At 64.2% G+C, this 17,151-nt stretch carries 16 protein-coding genes and 1 pseudogene; all 17 read left to right on the top strand.

Annotation, left to right across the window (positions count from 1 at the left end):
- Nucleotides 1-42: 42 nt before the first annotated feature.
- Nucleotides 43-930: a formate dehydrogenase accessory sulfurtransferase FdhD gene (gene fdhD / locus BUS42_RS01550; RefSeq protein WP_254053234.1), complete on the top strand. Its 888-nt coding sequence runs from the start codon at nucleotides 43-45 to the stop codon at nucleotides 928-930.
- A 25-nt stretch (nucleotides 931-955) separates the two neighbouring features.
- Nucleotides 956-3,337, top strand: a complete 2,382-nt coding sequence (locus BUS42_RS01555; protein WP_074304686.1) for an FdhF/YdeP family oxidoreductase — start codon at nucleotides 956-958, stop codon at nucleotides 3,335-3,337.
- 211 nt (nucleotides 3,338-3,548) lie between these two features.
- Nucleotides 3,549-5,830, top strand: a pseudogene (hypF, locus tag BUS42_RS46240) (carbamoyltransferase HypF).
- 10 nt (nucleotides 5,831-5,840) lie between these two features.
- On the top strand, nucleotides 5,841-6,092 hold the full coding sequence (locus BUS42_RS01565) for a HypC/HybG/HupF family hydrogenase formation chaperone (protein WP_074304687.1): 252 nt from the start codon (nucleotides 5,841-5,843) through the stop codon (nucleotides 6,090-6,092).
- Nucleotides 6,089-7,252 carry a hydrogenase formation protein HypD gene (hypD, locus tag BUS42_RS01570; RefSeq protein ID WP_074304688.1) on the top strand — a complete coding sequence of 388 codons (1,164 nt, stop codon included), beginning with the start codon at nucleotides 6,089-6,091 and terminating at the stop codon, nucleotides 7,250-7,252. The genes BUS42_RS01565 and hypD overlap by 4 nt, the downstream gene beginning before the upstream one ends.
- On the top strand, nucleotides 7,249-8,337 hold the full coding sequence (hypE, locus tag BUS42_RS01575) for a hydrogenase expression/formation protein HypE (protein ID WP_074304689.1): 1,089 nt from the start codon (nucleotides 7,249-7,251) through the stop codon (nucleotides 8,335-8,337). The genes hypD and hypE overlap by 4 nt, the downstream gene beginning before the upstream one ends.
- A gap of 369 nt (nucleotides 8,338-8,706) precedes the next feature.
- Complete coding sequence (locus BUS42_RS01580) at nucleotides 8,707-9,780, top strand: NADH-quinone oxidoreductase subunit B family protein (protein WP_074304690.1); 1,074 nt, start codon at nucleotides 8,707-8,709, stop codon at nucleotides 9,778-9,780.
- 23 nt (nucleotides 9,781-9,803) lie between these two features.
- Nucleotides 9,804-11,606, top strand: coding sequence for a nickel-dependent hydrogenase large subunit (locus tag BUS42_RS01585; RefSeq protein WP_074304691.1), 1,803 nt, complete (start codon nucleotides 9,804-9,806; stop codon nucleotides 11,604-11,606).
- Between the two features lie 6 nt (nucleotides 11,607-11,612).
- A complete protein-coding gene (locus BUS42_RS01590; protein ID WP_074304692.1) occupies nucleotides 11,613-12,194 on the top strand; it encodes a NifU family protein in 582 nt (193 codons plus the stop codon).
- 45 nt (nucleotides 12,195-12,239) lie between these two features.
- Nucleotides 12,240-12,890, top strand: coding sequence for a DUF5947 family protein (locus tag BUS42_RS01595; RefSeq protein WP_074304693.1), 651 nt, complete (start codon nucleotides 12,240-12,242; stop codon nucleotides 12,888-12,890).
- Entirely contained in the window at nucleotides 12,878-13,537 is a 660-nt protein-coding gene (locus BUS42_RS01600; RefSeq protein ID WP_074304694.1) for a DUF6084 family protein, read from the top strand. Before BUS42_RS01595 ends, BUS42_RS01600 begins: the two co-directional genes overlap by 13 nt.
- Nucleotides 13,534-14,604 carry a hypothetical protein gene (locus tag BUS42_RS01605; protein ID WP_074304695.1) on the top strand — a complete coding sequence of 357 codons (1,071 nt, stop codon included), beginning with the start codon at nucleotides 13,534-13,536 and terminating at the stop codon, nucleotides 14,602-14,604. The genes BUS42_RS01600 and BUS42_RS01605 overlap by 4 nt, the downstream gene beginning before the upstream one ends.
- Nucleotides 14,597-14,911: a hypothetical protein gene (locus BUS42_RS01610; RefSeq protein ID WP_074304696.1), complete on the top strand. Its 315-nt coding sequence runs from the start codon at nucleotides 14,597-14,599 to the stop codon at nucleotides 14,909-14,911. The genes BUS42_RS01605 and BUS42_RS01610 overlap by 8 nt, the downstream gene beginning before the upstream one ends.
- Entirely contained in the window at nucleotides 14,908-15,468 is a 561-nt protein-coding gene (locus BUS42_RS01615) for a hydrogenase maturation protease (protein ID WP_074304697.1), read from the top strand. The genes BUS42_RS01610 and BUS42_RS01615 overlap by 4 nt, the downstream gene beginning before the upstream one ends.
- A 166-nt stretch (nucleotides 15,469-15,634) precedes the next feature.
- Nucleotides 15,635-15,757 (top strand): hypothetical protein, encoded by a 123-nt coding sequence (locus BUS42_RS45945; RefSeq protein WP_256386116.1) that lies wholly within the window; start codon nucleotides 15,635-15,637, stop codon nucleotides 15,755-15,757.
- A 9-nt stretch (nucleotides 15,758-15,766) separates the two neighbouring features.
- A complete protein-coding gene (locus BUS42_RS01620) occupies nucleotides 15,767-16,096 on the top strand; it encodes a hydrogenase maturation nickel metallochaperone HypA/HybF (protein ID WP_074304698.1) in 330 nt (109 codons plus the stop codon).
- Nucleotides 16,096-16,950 carry a hydrogenase nickel incorporation protein HypB gene (hypB, locus tag BUS42_RS01625; protein WP_074304699.1) on the top strand — a complete coding sequence of 285 codons (855 nt, stop codon included), beginning with the start codon at nucleotides 16,096-16,098 and terminating at the stop codon, nucleotides 16,948-16,950. Before BUS42_RS01620 ends, hypB begins: the two co-directional genes overlap by 1 nt.
- Nucleotides 16,951-17,151: the final 201 nt, after the last annotated feature.

The raw sequence follows: 17,151 nt of genomic DNA on the forward strand, positions 1-17,151 counted from the left end.
GGGTTCGTTTCACTGCCGCAAGGCGGCTGATTGCCTGAAACGATGATGAGCCACGAGCCCTCTTCGAGTCTCCCCATCACGCACCTCGACGCGGCACCAGGCGTCCCCAGGGATGCCACCTCCGTAAAGGTGGTCGTCATGGGGCCGGAGGGAGCGCGCGAGCGGACCGATTGGATCGTGGCCGAGGAACCGCTGGAGATCCGGGCCAGTGGGCCCGGTCAGAAGGCGACCAGCGTGGCCGTGACCATGAGGACTCCGGGAGCTGACCCCGAGTTGGCCGTCGGGTTCCTCTATACGGAAGGGCTGATCGCCTCGCGCGTGGAGGTGGTCCGCGCCGAGCCACTCAACGAGAGGCCGGGCCGAGCGCCTTGCAACATCATCGAGGTGGCGCTGGCGCGGCCGTTCGACGGCTCGGCCCTGAAGCGAAACTTTTTCGCGACCTCCAGTTGCGGCGTGTGCGGGAAGGCCACGCTCGAGCAGATCGCCGTGCGCTGCGCGGCGGTGGAGCCGGGGCCGGTGGTCGGCCGGTCGGTGCTCATCGGCTTGCCCGAAGCCTTGCGGGGAGCGCAAACGGTTTTCGACCGCACCGGAGGCTTGCATGCCGCCGGCCTGTTCGACGCGGACGGCCGCCTGATCGTCTTGAGAGAGGACGTGGGGCGGCACAACGCGGTCGATAAGCTGGTCGGTCGCGCGCTCCTGGATGGGGCCTTGCCGCTCTCGGGGCGAATCTTGCTGGTCTCGGGGCGGACCAGCTTCGAGATCCTTCAGAAGGCGGCCGTTGCCGGGGTCCCGATCGTGTGCGCGGTCTCGGCTCCTTCCACGCTCGCGGTCTCCGTGGCCGAGCGGCTGGGGATCACCCTGGTCGGTTTCCTCCGCGGCGCGAGCTTCAATGTGTACACCCACGCGGATCGGATCGACCCGCGGCGGTGACGGTTCCGAAGGGGGAGAGGCGACCATGTCTGATCCGATCGGCAAGTCATCGACGACAGCCCCGGACCCCGGCCCGGTTCGCGATCAACCCGCGGCCCATCCCACCGAGCTGGCCCAGGTCGACGTGCGGCCCTACCACCATCCCGCGGCCGGCTTCGGCGCGATTGCAAGCACCGTCAAGCACACGATGCATGAGATGGGGATGTTCCGGGGCGCCTCGACCCTTTTGAAGGTCAACCAGGCCCACGGATTCGACTGCCCCGGCTGCGCCTGGCCCGAGCCGGGCGTCGATCACCGCTCCCACGCCGAGTTCTGCGAGAACGGGGCCAAGGCCGTCGCGGCCGAGGCCACGACCCGACGCGTGACGCCCGACTTCTTCAACGAATGGTCGATCCCTCTGCTCCTCGAGCAGTCGGACCACTGGCTCGAGTCGCAAGGGCGGCTCACCCACCCGATGGTCCTGACCGAGGGCGCGTCCCGCTACACGCCGATCACCTGGGAGGATGCCTTCAACCTGATCGCCGGCGAGCTCCGCAAGCTCGACTCTCCCGACGAGGCGATCTTTTATACGTCGGGACGCACGAGCAACGAGGCGGCCTTCCTTTATCAGCTCTTCGTCCGCCTGTTCGGCACCAACAACCTCCCCGACTGCTCGAATATGTGCCACGAGTCGAGCGGCGTCGGCCTGGGCGACACGATTGGGGTCGGCAAGGGGACGGTTTCGCTCGCCGACTTCAACCTGGCCGACGCGATCTTCGTGATCGGCCAGAACCCGGGGACCAATCACCCCCGGATGCTCTCGGCGCTCGAAGCCGCCGCGCGGCGCGGCTGTCACATCGTCAGCGTGAATCCGCTCCACGAGCGGGCGCTCGACCGGTTCGCCCATCCGCAGCACGTGGGCGACATGCTCAAGGGGGGCACCGCCATCGCGGAGCTGTTCCTCCCCGTCCGGATCAACGGTGACGTCGCCCTTCTCAAGGGGATCATGAAGGAGGTTCTCGAGGAAGAACGGCGGCGGCCCGGCCAGGTGCTCGACCGATCGTTCATCGCCGAGCATACGTCAGGATTCGACGCGTTTGCCGCGGCGCTCGACGCCGCCTCCTGGGAGGAGATCCTCGAGCAGAGCGGCGTTGATCTCGACCTGATCCGGCGCGCGGCCCAGATCTATATCGCGGCCGACCGGGTGATCGTCTGCTGGGCGATGGGGCTGACCCAGCATAAAAATGGGGTCGCGAACATTCAGGAGGTCGTTAACCTGCTCTTGCTCCGGGGCAACCTGGGCCGGCCGGGGGCGGGGGCTTGCCCGGTCCGGGGACATAGCAACGTGCAAGGGGATCGGACGATGGGCATCTATGAACGCCCGTCTGCCGATTTCCTCGATCGACTTGGCCGCACGTTCGGCTTTGAGCCGCCTCGCGCCCACGGCTTCGACGTGGTGGCCGCGATCAAGGCGATGCACGATCGCCGCGCTCACGTCTTCTTCGCGATGGGCGGCAACTTCCATTCCGCCTCCCCGGACACCGCCTACACGGCCGAGGCCCTCCGCCGTTGCCGGCTGACGGTGCAAGTCTCGACCAAGCTGAATCGAGGTCATCTCGTCACCGGCCGCCAGGCCCTGATCTTGCCCTGCCTCGGTCGGACCGAACTCGATACCCAGGCGGGCGGGCTTCAGTTCGTGACGGTCGAAGATTCGATGAGCGCGGTCCATAGCTCGCGCGGAGGCCTGGCACCGGCCTCGGAGTTTCTGCTGAGCGAGCCGGCGATCGTCGCACGGCTCGGCCGGGCCGTGTTCGGCGCTGACTCACGCGTCGACTGGGAAGCGCTCGCGGCCGATTACGACCGGATTCGCGACGGGATTGCCCAGGTGATCCCTGGATTTGAAGACTTCAATAACCGTGTCCGCCAGCCCAACGGATTCGTCCTCCCGAACGCGGCCGCCGCCCGCCGGTTCGTGACGGCCACCGGCAAGGCCCAGTTCAGTGTCTTGCCGATCCCTCGGATCGAACTGGCCCCCGGCCAGTTGCTGATGATGACCGTCCGCAGCCACGACCAGTACAACACGACCGTCTACGGCCTGGACGACCGCTATCGAGGAGTCTACCAAGAGCGGCGCGTCGTCTTCATGAACCAACAGGACATCGTCGCGCTCGGCCTGGTCGACCGCCAGGTGGTCGACCTGATCGGCGAGTTCCGGGGCGAGCGTCGCCTGGCCCCTCGGTTCATCGTGATCCCGTACGACATCCCACGCGGCTGCACGGCCACCTATTTCCCCGAAGCGAACGTGCTCGTCCCGGTCGACGACTTCGCCGACGGTAGCCGAACCCCCGCCTCGAAGTCCGTCGTCATCCGCGTGGTCCCGACCGATTCGCCCGATCAAAGTCGGCCCATGTCTCATTTGTCTAACTAGTGTTCTGGGCTGATCCGAGCGGCCCGTGGGATTTTGCTGTTGACAGGCGAAGGGACGAGTGAAAGGCTGGATGAAATCAGGATGTTCACGGGTTCTCTGTAACGGCTTCTCTCTCGAGCGGATCGCTCCCCTCTAAGGTCGACCATGTCGCTCATTTGAGGACTTGAGTCTTGGTCTTGGTGGTGAGCCATACGTCCGGAGTTGCGCGCTTATGGAACGCCGAGCGATCTCGATCAGTGGGATCGTGCAGGGAGTCGGACTCCGCCCCTTCGTTTTCGGGTTGGCGTCGGAGTTTGGTCTTCACGGCTTCGTGAAGAACCAGACGGGTGGCGTCCTGATCGAAGTGGAGGGGGAGGATCGTTCCGTCGACGGCTTCTTCCTCGCGCTGATGAAGCGGCCTCCGCCGCTGGCGCAATTCGAGGAAGTGAGCTGGACATCTTGCCTGCCTCGTAACGACACGTGCTTTCGGATCGAGTCGAGCAGTGCCGACGCCGCGAGCCTGATCTTTCCCTCCCCGGACGTCGCCACCTGCGCTGACTGCCTTGCCGAGCTGTTCGATCCTCGCGACCGACGGTATCGGTATCCGTTCTTGAACTGCACCAACTGCGGGCCACGGTTCACGATTATCCGGAATGCTCCGTACGACCGGGAACGGACGACCATGGAATCGTTCGTCATGTGCGCGGAGTGTCGCGCGGAGTATGAAGATCCGTATAATCGTCGATTCCATGCCGAGCCGATCGCCTGCGCGTCGTGCGGACCGCGCTTGGAGGCGCTCGATGCCCAGGGCGCAAGGCTGGCGTCGGCTGATCCCCTGGAGGCCGCGATCGCCGCGTTGCGTCAAGGGAGGATCATTGCGCTGAAAGGGTTGGGGGGATACCACCTGGCTTGCTTGGCGGCTGACGCGCGGGCGGTTACGGAGCTGAGGCGTCGCAAGCAACGCGATGCGAAGCCATTCGCCCTGATGGTGGGTGACCTGGCCGGGGCGCGCGAGATTGCGGAGGTTTCCACGAGTGAAGCGGCGTTGCTGGAATCGAGGCGCCGGCCGATCGTCCTGGTCCGCAGGCGGCCGGGGGCGGACGTGGCTGTTGCCGTCGCGCCGGGCAGTCCTGATTTCGGCGTGATGTTGCCGTACACCCCGCTGCACCATCTCTTACTCCGAACGCTCGGTTCGCTGCCGTTGGTGATGACCAGTGGCAACCGCTCCGACGAGCCGATCGCCTACGAGGACGATGACGCGAGCGTGCGTCTCGCGGGCATTGCCTACCTCTATCTGACTCATAATCGCCCGATCCACATGCGGTGTGATGACTCGGTCACGCGAATCGTCGACGGCAAGGAATCGCCGCTCCGCCGCTCTCGGGGATATGCTCCTCAACCGATGAGACTGGCGGTCGAGTGTCGCCGGCCCACCTTGGCGCTGGGGGCCAGTTGAAGGGGACGTTCGCCCTGGGACGTGGGCGACACGCCGTGCTGAGCCACCACCTTGGCGACCTGGATCACTATGAGGCGTACCGGGCCTACGTCGAGGCGATCGCTCATTACCAGCGGTTGTTTGCGTTTCAGCCGGAGTTGCTGGCGCACGACTTGCATCCGGACTATGCGTCGACCCGGTATGCGGCCGAGCACCCAGGGGAGATTCCTCGGGTTGCGGTCCAACATCATCATGCGCATATCGCGAGTTGCATGGCGGAGCACGGCCTGGATGAGCCGGTGATCGGCGTGGCCTTTGATGGAACCGGTTATGGAACCGACGGCGCAATCTGGGGAGGAGAGTTCCTCATGGGGGATTGTCGCCAGTTCCGTCGCGCGGCCCACTTGCGGTATGTGGCGATGCCCGGAGGCGAGCAGGCCATTCGGGAACCCTGGCGGATGGCTTGCGCGCATCTGGCCGATGCCGGACAAGATGGCGCTCGCTGGCTCGCTCGGATTCAGGAGCCGGCCTTCCTGGTTGTGCAACAGCAGTTGGAGCGGCGGTTCAATGCTCCTTTGACCTCAAGTGTGGGCCGGCTCTTCGACGCCGTGGCGGCCCTGGCCGGGGTTCGTGACCGTGTCCGGTTCGAGGGGCAGGCGGCGATCGAACTCGAGGGACTCGCCTCGGACCTTCCCGCCGCTTGTGACTCCTATCCGTTTGTGATCCAGCCTGGTCCGAGCCTTGTCATCGACACGAGGCCGCTGATCGCCGGGGTGGTCGACGACCTTCGAACGGGCTGCACGGCGGCGCGGATCGGTCGCCGGTTCCACTCCACTCTGGTCGAGATGATTGCACAAGTCTGTGGCCGGCTGGCCGCGGAGCACGGGCTTGGCACCGTGGTCCTGAGCGGTGGGGTGTTCATGAACGTCCTGCTGACGACCGAGACCGTGGCAAGACTGACGCAGGATGGGTTCCGGGTCTATCGCCACCAACGCGTTCCCCCGAATGACGGCGGTTTGTGCCTGGGCCAGCTCGCGGTCGCGGCGGCAGGGCAAGCGGCGGGGTTGGTCCCTGGATGAGGAGTTGCCGATGTGCCTCGGAATCCCCGGAAAGGTGGTCGAGACCTACACCGAGCATGACGTTCTGATGGGCCGCGTCGAGTTCGGCGGGGTCTACAAGCGAGTCTGCCTGGAGCACGTGCCCGACATTGTGGCCAACGAATACGTGCTTGTTCACGTGGGATTCGCCCTGTCTCGGATTGACGAGGTCGAGGCGAAGCGGGTCTTCGCGTTTCTCGAGGAGATGAATCAGCTCGACGACCTGGAGGCGCATTCGCCATGAAATATCTCGACGAGTATCGAGACAGTGTCGGGGCCCGAAAGCTCGCGGCGGCGATCGCGCGGACGGTGACCCAGCCCTGGACGATCATGGAGGTCTGCGGCGGACAGACCCACACCATCGTCAAGTACGGGATCGACCGGATCTTGCCCGCCGAGGTCGAGTTGGTGCATGGGCCGGGCTGCCCGGTCTGCGTGACCTCGCTCGAGATGATCGACCGGGCGCATGCGATCGCCTCGAGGCCCGACGTGATCTTCTGCTCGTTCGGCGACATGCTCCGCGTCCCCGGGTCGCGCGGCGACCTGTTGCAGCTCAAGTCGCAAGGGGCGGACGTCCGGATCGTCTATTCGCCGCTCGACGCCGTGAACCTCGCGGTGGCCAACCCCGGCCGCCAGGTTATCTTTTTCGCGATCGGGTTCGAGACGACCGCGCCGCCGAACGCAATGGCCGTCTGGCTGGCGCGAAAACAGCGGCTGACGAACTTCAGTGTCCTGGTGTCGCACGTGCTCGTGCCGCCGGCGATGACGGCGATTCTCCAGTCTCCCGGCAATCGCGTTCGGGCGTTCTTGGGGCCGGGGCACGTCTGCACCGTGGTCGGGTGCGGTGAGTACGGGCCGATCGCCGACCGCTTCCACGTGCCGATCGTCGTCACCGGTTTTGAGCCGCTCGACCTGCTCGAAGGTGTGCTCTGGGTGGTCCGCCAGTTGGAAGAGGGGCGCGCGGAGGTGGAGAACCAGTACGCCCGCGCGGTCCGGCCGGAAGGGAATCCAGCGTCGAAGTCCTTGATTGAAGATGTCTTTGAGGTTTGTGATCGCAAGTGGCGGGGGATTGGCCTCATCCCGATGAGTGGCTACAAGCTCCGCCCTGCGTATTATGACTTCGACGCGGAACGGCGGTTCGCCGTTTCCGGGATCGAGACGCAAGAGTCGGCGATCTGCATCAGCGGAGAGATCCTCAAGGGGCTCAAAAAGCCGCACGATTGCCCGGCGTTCGGCCTGACCTGCACGCCGCAAAACCCGCTGGGCGCGACCATGGTTTCGTCGGAAGGGGCGTGCGCCGCCTATTACGCGTATGGCCGCCACCTCGAGAGGAATCCGAGCGACGCGCTGGTTCCGCTGGAAAGCCTGGTTCCCCTCGGTTCCGGCAAGGAGGTCATCCGATGAGTGAGCCCGTTGGGACGCTCGATGCCGAACTCTTCGGCGCCTGCCCGGTGCCCCAGTCGCGTTACGACCAGATCGTGCTCGGTCACGGCGGCGGCGGGCTCCTGACGAACGAATTGATCCAGCGGTTATTCGTCCCCGCGTTTCGAAATGACGTGCTCGAGGCGCTCGAGGATCAAGCCACGCTTCGCCTGGGGACGGATAACGGTGTGAAGGCGCCTCGAATTGCCTTTACGACCGATTCGTTTGTCGTGCGTCCGCTTTTCTTCCCCGGTGGAGATATTGGCAAGCTTGCCGTGCATGGAACCGTGAACGACCTGGCGGTCGGAGGGGCGCGTCCGCTCTTCCTGTCGGCGGCGTTCATCCTCGAGGAGGGGATGCCGCTGGCCGACCTGAAACGGATCGTCGCCTCGATGCGCTCGGCCTGCGACGAGGCGGGGGTCGTGCTCGTCACCGGTGACACCAAGGTCGTCGATCGCGGCAAGGGCGATCAGGTCTTCATCACCACTTCGGGGATCGGTCTGGTCCCCGAAGGGCGCTCGCTTTCGATCCGGTCCGCGCGGCCGGGCGATTATCTCGTGGTCTCGGGGACGATCGGCGACCATGGCATTGCGATCATGTCGGTTCGTGAGGGGATCGAGTTCGAGACCGTGCTCGAGAGCGACACGGCCCCGCTGACCGACCTGGTCCGGGTCATGCTCGACGCCTGCCCATCGATCCGGGCGATGCGCGACCCGACCCGCGGCGGTGTCTCGAGCGCCTTGAACGAGCTGGCCGAAGCGTCACGCGTGGGCGTCAGGCTCGATGAGGCCGCCATCCCGGTCTGCGCCGAGGTCCGGGGCGCTTGCGAAATGCTTGGGCTCGACCCGCTCTATGTCGCCAACGAAGGGAAGCTGATCGCCGTCGTCCCATCCGCGGATGCCGAGCGACTCGTGACTGTGATGCGTTCGCACCCGCTCGGCCGGAATACCGCGCTCATCGGCCAGGTCGTGGCCGAGCACCCGGGGATGGTCACCCTGCGTTCGATTGTGGGGGGCGAGCGGGTCGTCACCCTGCTCTCGGGAGAACAGTTGCCGCGCATCTGCTGAGGGATGCATCCAGCGAGCAACCGATTGAGCTGGCGAGCCGGGTGACTCTAAGCCGTTGGTCTCGGTTTTCCTTGATTTTCTGATGGGCGATCGCTGGGATGCAACGGCCGCTGGGTGCCACGGGTTGTACTCAATCCGTGAGCGATCGCCCAAGTTTTTGGCTCACGGGTTGAGTATAACCCGTGGCACCAAAGAATTGAACATTATTTAATGTAAAGGGCAGCCAGGTCCACCTGTTCAGGGACCCTGAGTTCCCGATAGGAAAAGGCAGGCATTGGCACCGGCACGCCAAATCGTGGGAAGGAAGCGTAAACGCGAGGAGAGCCAACATCTGTTGTTGATTCGCACCTACCCGAGAGGAGTCTGACCATGACGGCAGCGACAGTGCCTTACGGCCGGAAGACGCAGCACGCGCCGGCGGTTAAGGAAGTCCACGTTCTCTGGATCACGGCTGGACTCGGCTGTGACGGAGACACGGTCTCGATCACCGCGGCCACCCAGCCGAGCATCGAGGACGTCTTGCGGGGGGCGATCCCCGGGCTCCCCAAGGTCTACCTGCATAACCCGGTTCTCGCCTACGAAAACGGCGATGAATTCATGAAGTACTGGTATCTCGCCGACGATGACCGCCTCGGTGCGTTCGTCCTCGTCGTCGAGGGTTCGATCCCCAACGAGAAGATCCACCGGGAGGGGTACTGGGCCGCGCTCGGGACGGATCAGAAGACCGGCCAACCGATCACGACCTGTGAATGGATCGATCGGCTCGCGCCCAAGGCGGTGGCCGTCGTGGCGATCGGCACCTGTGCGACCTACGGCGGGATCCACGCGATGGAAGGCAACCCGACCGGCTGCATGGGCCTGCCCGACTACCTGGGCTGGGACTGGAAGTCGAAGGCCGGGCTGCCGATCGTCTGCGTGCCGGGCTGTCCGGTTCAGCCCGACAACTTCATGGAGACGCTGCTCTACCTCCTCCATCAGGTGGCCGGACTGGCCCCCATGATTCCCCTCGACGACTGCTTGCGACCCACCTGGCTGTTCGGCAAAACGGTCCACGACGGCTGCGACCGTGCGGGCTACTACGAGCAGGCGGACTTCGCCCACGAATACGGCTCGCCCAAGTGTCTGGTCAAGCTCGGCTGCTGGGGGCCGGTGGTCAATTGCAACGTGCCCAAGCGGGGCTGGATGGCCGGCCTCGGTGGCTGTCCCAACGTCGGCGGGATCTGCATCGGCTGCACCATGCCAGGTTTTCCCGACAAGTTCATGCCGTTCATGGACGAACCTCCGGGCGCTCGCCTCTCCTCGGTCGCCATCGGGTTCTACGGCCGGATCATCCGGAAGCTGCGCGGCTGGACCATGGACACGGCCAACAAGGAGCCGAAGTGGCGTCATCGCCGCCCCGAACTGACCACCGGATATCACCCACCCACCCCCGTCAAATCCTGAAAAATCCAGAAAGGAGCCGAACGATGGCGACAGTCGTCACTCCCGAAAAAGATGTTCACGCTTCGACCGGCCATCTTGTGGATATGTCGTGGGACCCGATCACCCGGATCGTGGGCAGTCTGGGGATTTACACCAAGATCGACTTCATCAACCACCGGGTCGCCGAGTGCTACAGCACGTCGTCGATCTTCCGCGGCTACAGCATCTTCATGAGGGGCAAGGATCCGCGCGACGCCCACTTCATCACCAGCCGGATCTGCGGGATCTGTGGCGACAACCACGCGACCTGCGCCTGCTACGCCCAGAACATGGCCTTCGGCATCCGCCCCCCCAAGATGGCCGAGTGCATCGTCAACCTCGGCGAAGCGGCCGAATATATGTTCGACCACAATATTTTCCAGGATAACCTGGTCGGCGTCGACTTCTGCGAGACCATGGTCAAGGAGACCAACCCGGGGGTCCTGGACCTGGCCGAGCGGACCGAGTCGCCGCATGCCGACCTCCACGGCTTCCGCACGATCGCCGACATCATGCGGGCGCTCAACCCGTTCACCGGGTCGTTCTACCTCGAAGCCCTCCAGATGAGCCGACTGACTCGCGAGATGTTCTGCCTGATGGAAGGGCGCCACGTCCACCCCTCGACCCTTTACCCCGGCGGCGTCGGCACCGTCCCCACGGTTCAACTCTTCACCGACTACATCGTCCGGCTGATGAAGTATGTCGAGTTCATGAAGAAGGTCGTTCCGCTGCACGACGACCTGTTCGACTTCTTCTACCAAGCACTTCCCGGTTATGAAGAAGTGGGGCGGCGCCGTGTGCTTCTGGGCTGTTGGGGCTCGTTCCAGAACCCGGACGTGTGCGACTATACGTATAAGAACATGACGGAGTGGGGGCGGGCGATGTACGTCACCCCCGGTGTGATCGTCGACGGCAAGCTTGTGACGACCGACCTGGTCGAGATCAACCTCGGCCTCCGGATCCTCCTGGGCAGCTCGTACTACGACGACTGGCAAGGGGGCGAGATGTTCGTCAAGAACGACCCCCTGGGCAACCCGGTCGACCCCCGCCACCCGTGGAACCAGACGACCAACCCGAAGCCGCAGAAGCGCGACTTCAAGGATAAGTACACCTGGGTGATGTCGCCGCGTTGGTATGATGCGCGGACCAAGGACTACCTGGCCCTCGACACAGGGGGCGGCCCGCTCGCCCGCTTCTGGGCCACTGCGCTCGCTGGTCTCGTCGACATCGGCTACATCAAGGCGACTGGCCAGAGCGTCAAGATCTACCTTCCCAAGACCGCCACAAAGCCCGAGGTCGAGTTCGAATGGAAGATCCCCAAGTGGAGCAACGCCATCGAACGCGACCGCGCCCGGACTTATTTTCAGGCCTATGCGGCCGCGGCGGCTCTCTACTTCGCCGAGCAGGCGCTCAAGGAGCTGCACGCCGGTCGGACCAAGACCTGGACCGATTTCACCGTGCCCAAAGAGGCGATCGGCTGTGGGTTCCATGAGGCGGTGCGCGGAGTCCTCTCGCATCACGTCGTGATCCGCGGCGGCAAGATCGCCAACTATCACCCCTATCCCCCGACCCCCTGGAACGCGAGCCCGCGCGATAGCTTCGGTACGCCCGGTCCCTATGAGGACGCCGTCCAGAACACGCCGATCTTCGAGGAGAACGGCCCCGACAAGTTCAAAGGGATCGACATCATGCGAGCGGTCCGCAGCTTTGACCCCTGCCTGCCGTGTGGCGTCCACATGTTCATGGGCAACGGCAAGGTCCTCCAAGTCAGCCACTCCCCCATGTTCGGTGCCCATCGACCGGAGTGACCACCCGTGAATGCGCCCGACAACGACTTCCGCGGCCGGATCGGCCGGATTGAAACCCTGATCGATGAGATCGAGTGTTTCGCCGACCCGGTCGCGCAGGAGCAAGCCCGCGAGATCGTCCAGGCCCTCCTCGAATTCCATGGCGCGGCCCTGGCGAACCTCGTCGGACATATCACCGCGGCCGGCCCACCGGGCCGCGCGATCATGGAGCAAGTCGCGCAGGATGAACTGGCTGCAAACCTGCTCCTGCTCCATGGCCTTCACCCCCACGACCTCGACGTGAGGGTGGCCCAAGCACTCAACCAGGTCCGCCCTCAACTCCAGACGCACGGAGGTGACGTCGAGTTGCTCGGCATTGACGGCAACGTGGTTCGACTCCGGATGCAGGGGAGCTGTCATGGCTGTCCCTCGTCGGCGGCCACCCTGAGGCAGACGATCGAGTCGGCGATCTTCGGGGCTGCGCCTGACGTTGCTTCCATCGAGGTCGAAGGGGTCGTCGAGCCGGCGAACCTTTCTTCACTGCTCCCGATCGTGACGCTGGAACCGGCTTTGGCCGGTGGCAATGGGCAACATGAAAACAGGCCTTGAGACGAGGTTCCGGGGGGACGTTCCCGACTCTGGAGAGGAGCCGTGATGTTATCGGACTCGCCGGCGGAACCACAACCGTGGGCCATGCTCCGTCAATTCGTGCGGGGCCGGCCACCCGTCGAACGCTGCGAACTTTGCGGCCTCGGGCTGGCGGCCGAGCATCCGCACCTGTGGGAATCGGCCACCCGACAACTCCATTGTTGCTGCGACGCGTGCTCGATCCTGTTCAGTGGCCAGCGGCCGGATGCACGCTACCGCCGAGTCCCCGCGCGTGTCGAGTTGCTCACGGACTTTCATCTGAGTGATGAGCAATGGGAAGATCTGCATCTGCCGATCAACCTCGCCTTTTTCGTTCGATGCACCGCGGCGGGTCGTGTGCTCGCTTATTTCCCGAGCCCGGCGGGGGCCACCGAGTCGCTCCTGTCATTGGAAACGTGGGACCAACTGGTCAGGGAGAACTCGGTTCTTGAGACGATGGAGCCGGATGTCGAGGCCCTTCTCGTCAACCGGCTGGGAGAGTTGAACGAGTCTTATTATGTGTCGATCGACGAGTGTTATAAACTGGTCGGCCTGATCCGTACGCACTGGCGGGGTCTGTCAGGGGGGACAACGGTCTGGGCGGAGATCGGTACGTTCTTTGCAGGACTCAAGCGGCGGTCTCGGCCGTCGGGGGACACGCCACCATGCCGGACCTGAACTTTGCGGTCGAGGGGGCCGCGCCGATCCCGTTCTCCGCCGCGCCGCAACTGAACTTCCGGCTCCGGATCACCGACTCGGCCGGAGCCGGGGCACTGCCGATCCCGGCCGTGGCCCTGCGGTGCCAGATCCGGATCGAGCCGACTCGGCGGCGGTACGCCTCGGCGGAGCAGGACCGCCTGCTCGACCTCTTTGGCGAGCCGTCACGCTGGGGTCAGACGCTCCGGAGCCTACTCTGGACCCACACGAGCCTGAGCGTGCCGCCGTTCACCGGCCAGACCGTCGTCGATCTCCCCGTGCCTTGTACGTATGACTTCAACGTCGCGTCCACCAAGTATTTTTATGCACTGGAGGATGGAGAAGTCTCGCTTACTCTGCTGTTCAGTGGCACCATCTTCTACGCCGAGGATGAAAGTGGGGCGTTGCAAGTCAGCCCGATCTCCTGGGAGAAAGAGACGGACTATCGACTCCCGGTCCCGGTTTGGAAGGCGATGATGGAGCTCTATTACCCCAACAGCGCCTGGCTCTGTTTACGGCAGGATGTGTTCGATCAACTCTATCTGTACAAGAGCCGGCTGGGATTGCCGACCTGGGAAGAGGCGCTGGAACGGCTCCTGGACACGTGCCGCGAGCGAGTTGAACCATGAATCAATGCCTGGTCGACCGCCTGGTCAACGCCCTCCTTTATGAGGGCTACCTGTTGTATCCTTACCGCCCGTCGGTGAAAAACCGCCAGCGCTGGTCGTTCGGCGGCCTCTATCCGCCGTCGTACACGGCGGACCGACCTGGGGCCGACGCTTCCACCATGCAGACGCAATGCCTTGTGCGAGGATCCCCAAGTACCCTTTTGACCGTTTCCGTCCGATTCCTCCATCTCGTCACGCGTCGGGTCGGCGTGCTTGACACTCCCCTGGCCGACGCACCGATCGATGCGTCGACGCCGGTCCGCTTCGTCGAATCGCTCCAGGTCGGCGACTCCGTGGTTCACTCCTGGCAAGAGGCCGTCGAACGGGAGATCGGTCGGGACGACTCCGACCTGGGTGAGCTCGCCGCCCATCCCCGGCGCATCGAATTCCAGTTCGGCCCCGGAGCGGAACGCGAGCCGGTGCGCGACGCCACCGGGAAGATCGTCGGGCTTGTCGAGCGTCAGCAACGCCGCGTTGAGGGGATCGTCGAACTCTCGGCCGAGGCCGTGGGCAATCGGCTCTACCGGATCACGGTCCGGATCGAGAATCAGACCGCTTTCGAAGCGGCGTCCGACGACCGTGACGAGGTTCTCCTGAACAGCCTGGTTTCAACGCATACGTCACTGGGCGTCCGAGACGGTGAGTTCATCTCCTTGCTCGACCCTCCCGAACCGCTGCGTGCGTTGACGGCGGCCTGCCGGAACGAAGGGACCTGGCCGGTGCTCGTCGGGGCCGAGGGGGAAGTCGACACGATGCTCTCCTCGCCGATCATTCTTTACGACTATCCTGAAATTGCCCCGGAAAGTCCCGGCGACCTGTTTGACGCGACCGAGATCGACGAAATCCTCACGCTCCGGATCATGACGCTCAGCGACGAGGAGAAGCGAGCGATGGGCGAGCTCGACGACCGTGGCCGCGCCTTGCTGGAACGGACCGAGTCGCTGGCACGCGGGCAACTCATGGAGCTGCATGGATCGATGCGCGAAGCCCGACCGTTCTCGGGGAGAGGGGACGAGGCTCATGGATAGGTGGGATCCGACCAGCGAACCGCCCAAGCTCCAGAGCGTCCGTGTCGCCGGGGTCGAGTTTCGCCTGGGCGCTCCGGTTCGGCTCTGGCCCCTGGGCGCGGCCGACATCATTGATCTGGCCTTGAAGGGTAAGACCGCCATCATCACGGCGATTGAACAAGATTTTGAAGATAAGATTCATCTTGCCGTAACCGTTGACGATGACCCTGGGCGCGACCTAGGGGTGGCGGGAAAGCCGGGCCATCGCTTTTTCTTCCGGCCCGAAGAGGTCGAGCCGCTCGGCGATGAGTCGGAGGTTCCCCCATGACGACGACGACCAAGCCCCCGCAAGTCCTCATCGCCTGTGTTGGGAACATCTTCCTGGGTGACGATGCGTTTGGCCCCGAGGTCGCCCGCCGGCTGGCGGGCCGCCCCCGGCCCGACGGGGTCCGCCTGGTCGATTTCGGCATTCGCGGGTTTGACCTGGCGCTCGCACTTCTTGATGAAGCCACCGAGGTCGTTATCCTGGTCGATGCACTCCCGCGCGGCGAACCGCCCGGTACGCTCTCCGTGATCGAGCCCGAGTGGAACGTCGGGGTTGGTTGCGACTCCACGGATGGGGTGATGTTCGAGACCCATTCCCTTGATCCCGTGAAGGTCTTCCGCCTCGTCATCACCCTGGGTGGTCATCCCAGGCCGGTCCTGCTGGTCGGTTGCGAACCGACTCCCTTGGGCGAAGAGGATACCCCGGCGATGGAGCTGAGTGCACCGGTCGAACGGGCCGTGGACGATGCGGTTCTCCTCGTCGAGTCGCTCGTCGAACAGGTCCGCGAGGGCCGTGGGGTCGGGGTTTCTTATCGAGGGGCAGAAAAGAAATACTCGTGAAGTTCGAGACTGTCGTAAGGAAATCGGGCCGTCTGTCTGCCCCGGAGGCCGAAATTCGCGGCCCCACCCGCCGGGGAAGACGACGCGGAGCGTCGCGGACGGCATTCCCACGCAGAGCGTGGGAACGAGATCCCGGTATCCTTTGGTTGAAGGGAGGTTGTTTGCGATGAAAGTGCTTGAAGTGATTGGCGGATTGGCGTTGGGGATGGTGACGCTGCTGATCCTGGTTGTGGGCAGCCTGTTCGCTGTGGGGTCGATGAGTCGATACGTGCGGAACAAATCGATGTAGGGTGGCCGAATGCATGAGCTCGGAATTGCGCAGGCGATCGTTGAGATGATCTGCGAACATTCGGGCGGTGCGCGGGTCACTCGCGTTGTGCTGGAGATTGGCAAGCTCTCAGCGGTTTTGCCTGACGCCGTGCGGTTTTGTTTCGACCTTTGCGTTGAAGGCACCCCCATGGAAGGGGCGTGCCTGGTCATCCTCGAGACGCCCGGTCTGGCCCGGTGCTGCGACTGTGGGGGCGAGGTCTGTCTTGAACGCCCCTTCGGCCGTTGTGAATGTGGCGGCACCGACTTGGAGTGGCTCTCCGGTGAGGAACTGAAAATCAAGGAATTCGAGGTGATTTGATGTGCACCACCTGCGGATGCTCCGACAGCTCTCAGCCGAGACTCACCAACTTGACAACCGGCCTGACGATAACGCTCGACGAGGTCCAGGGACACGACCACAGTCATCACGAACATTCGCATCATCATGATCACACCCATAACCATTCCCATGACCATTCCAAACGGTCCGGCACCACGATCACACTGGAGGCGGCCGTTCTCGCCAAGAATGACCGCTTGGCCGAGCGGAACCGAGGGTGGCTCGCCGGGCGCGATATCCTGGCGCTGAATCTGGTCAGCTCGCCGGGGGCGGGTAAGACGACATTGCTCGAGCGCACGATTCATGACCTGGCGGGTGAATTGTCACTATCGGTCATCGAAGGGGACCAGGAGACCTTGAACGACGCCGAGCGGATCCGGGCGACCGGTTGTCGCGTGGTCCAGATCAACACCGGGACGGGCTGCCACCTCGACGCCGCCATGCTCGCCCGAGGCCTCGATCAGCTCGACCCGCCGCTCCATTCCATCGTCATGATCGAGAACGTCGGCAACCTCGTTTGCCCGGCCCTTTTCGACCTCGGCGAGCGAGCCAAGGTCGTCATTGCCTCCGTGGCCGAAGGGGACGACAAGCCGCTCAAGTACCCTCACATGTTCAGAGCCAGTACGCTCGTGGTTCTCAACAAGGTCGACCTGCTCCCTTACGTCCCCTTCGACGTGACACGCTTCCTCGCCCACGTCCGCCAGGTCAATCCCGCGCTTCAGGTGCTCCGCGTCTCGGCAACCACCGGCGAGGGGCTTCCCGACTGGTATGAGTGGCTCCGCGTGCAGGCCGCCCCGGGTTCGGTCGTTTCCGCCGCTTCCGCCTTTCAATAGATCGACAGGGAATTGTGTGAGGATTCTGTTGTGTTTTGGCGGGGGAACCGGGCGACTCCTCTGGCGAACGGGGTCGCTCATTCGGTAGCCTAGCGCGTCGATCGAGGGCGCACGGGTGTGCATGGGGTCGAGCTTCGGCGAATCCATGCCTGCCATTCTGCGCCGGAATATAGCGATCCTTGACGCGTGGAGCCCGCCCTG

Origin of the sequence: Singulisphaera sp. GP187 (genome assembly GCF_900129635.1) — a bacterium.
Lineage (GTDB): Bacteria > Planctomycetota > Planctomycetia > Isosphaerales > Isosphaeraceae > Singulisphaera.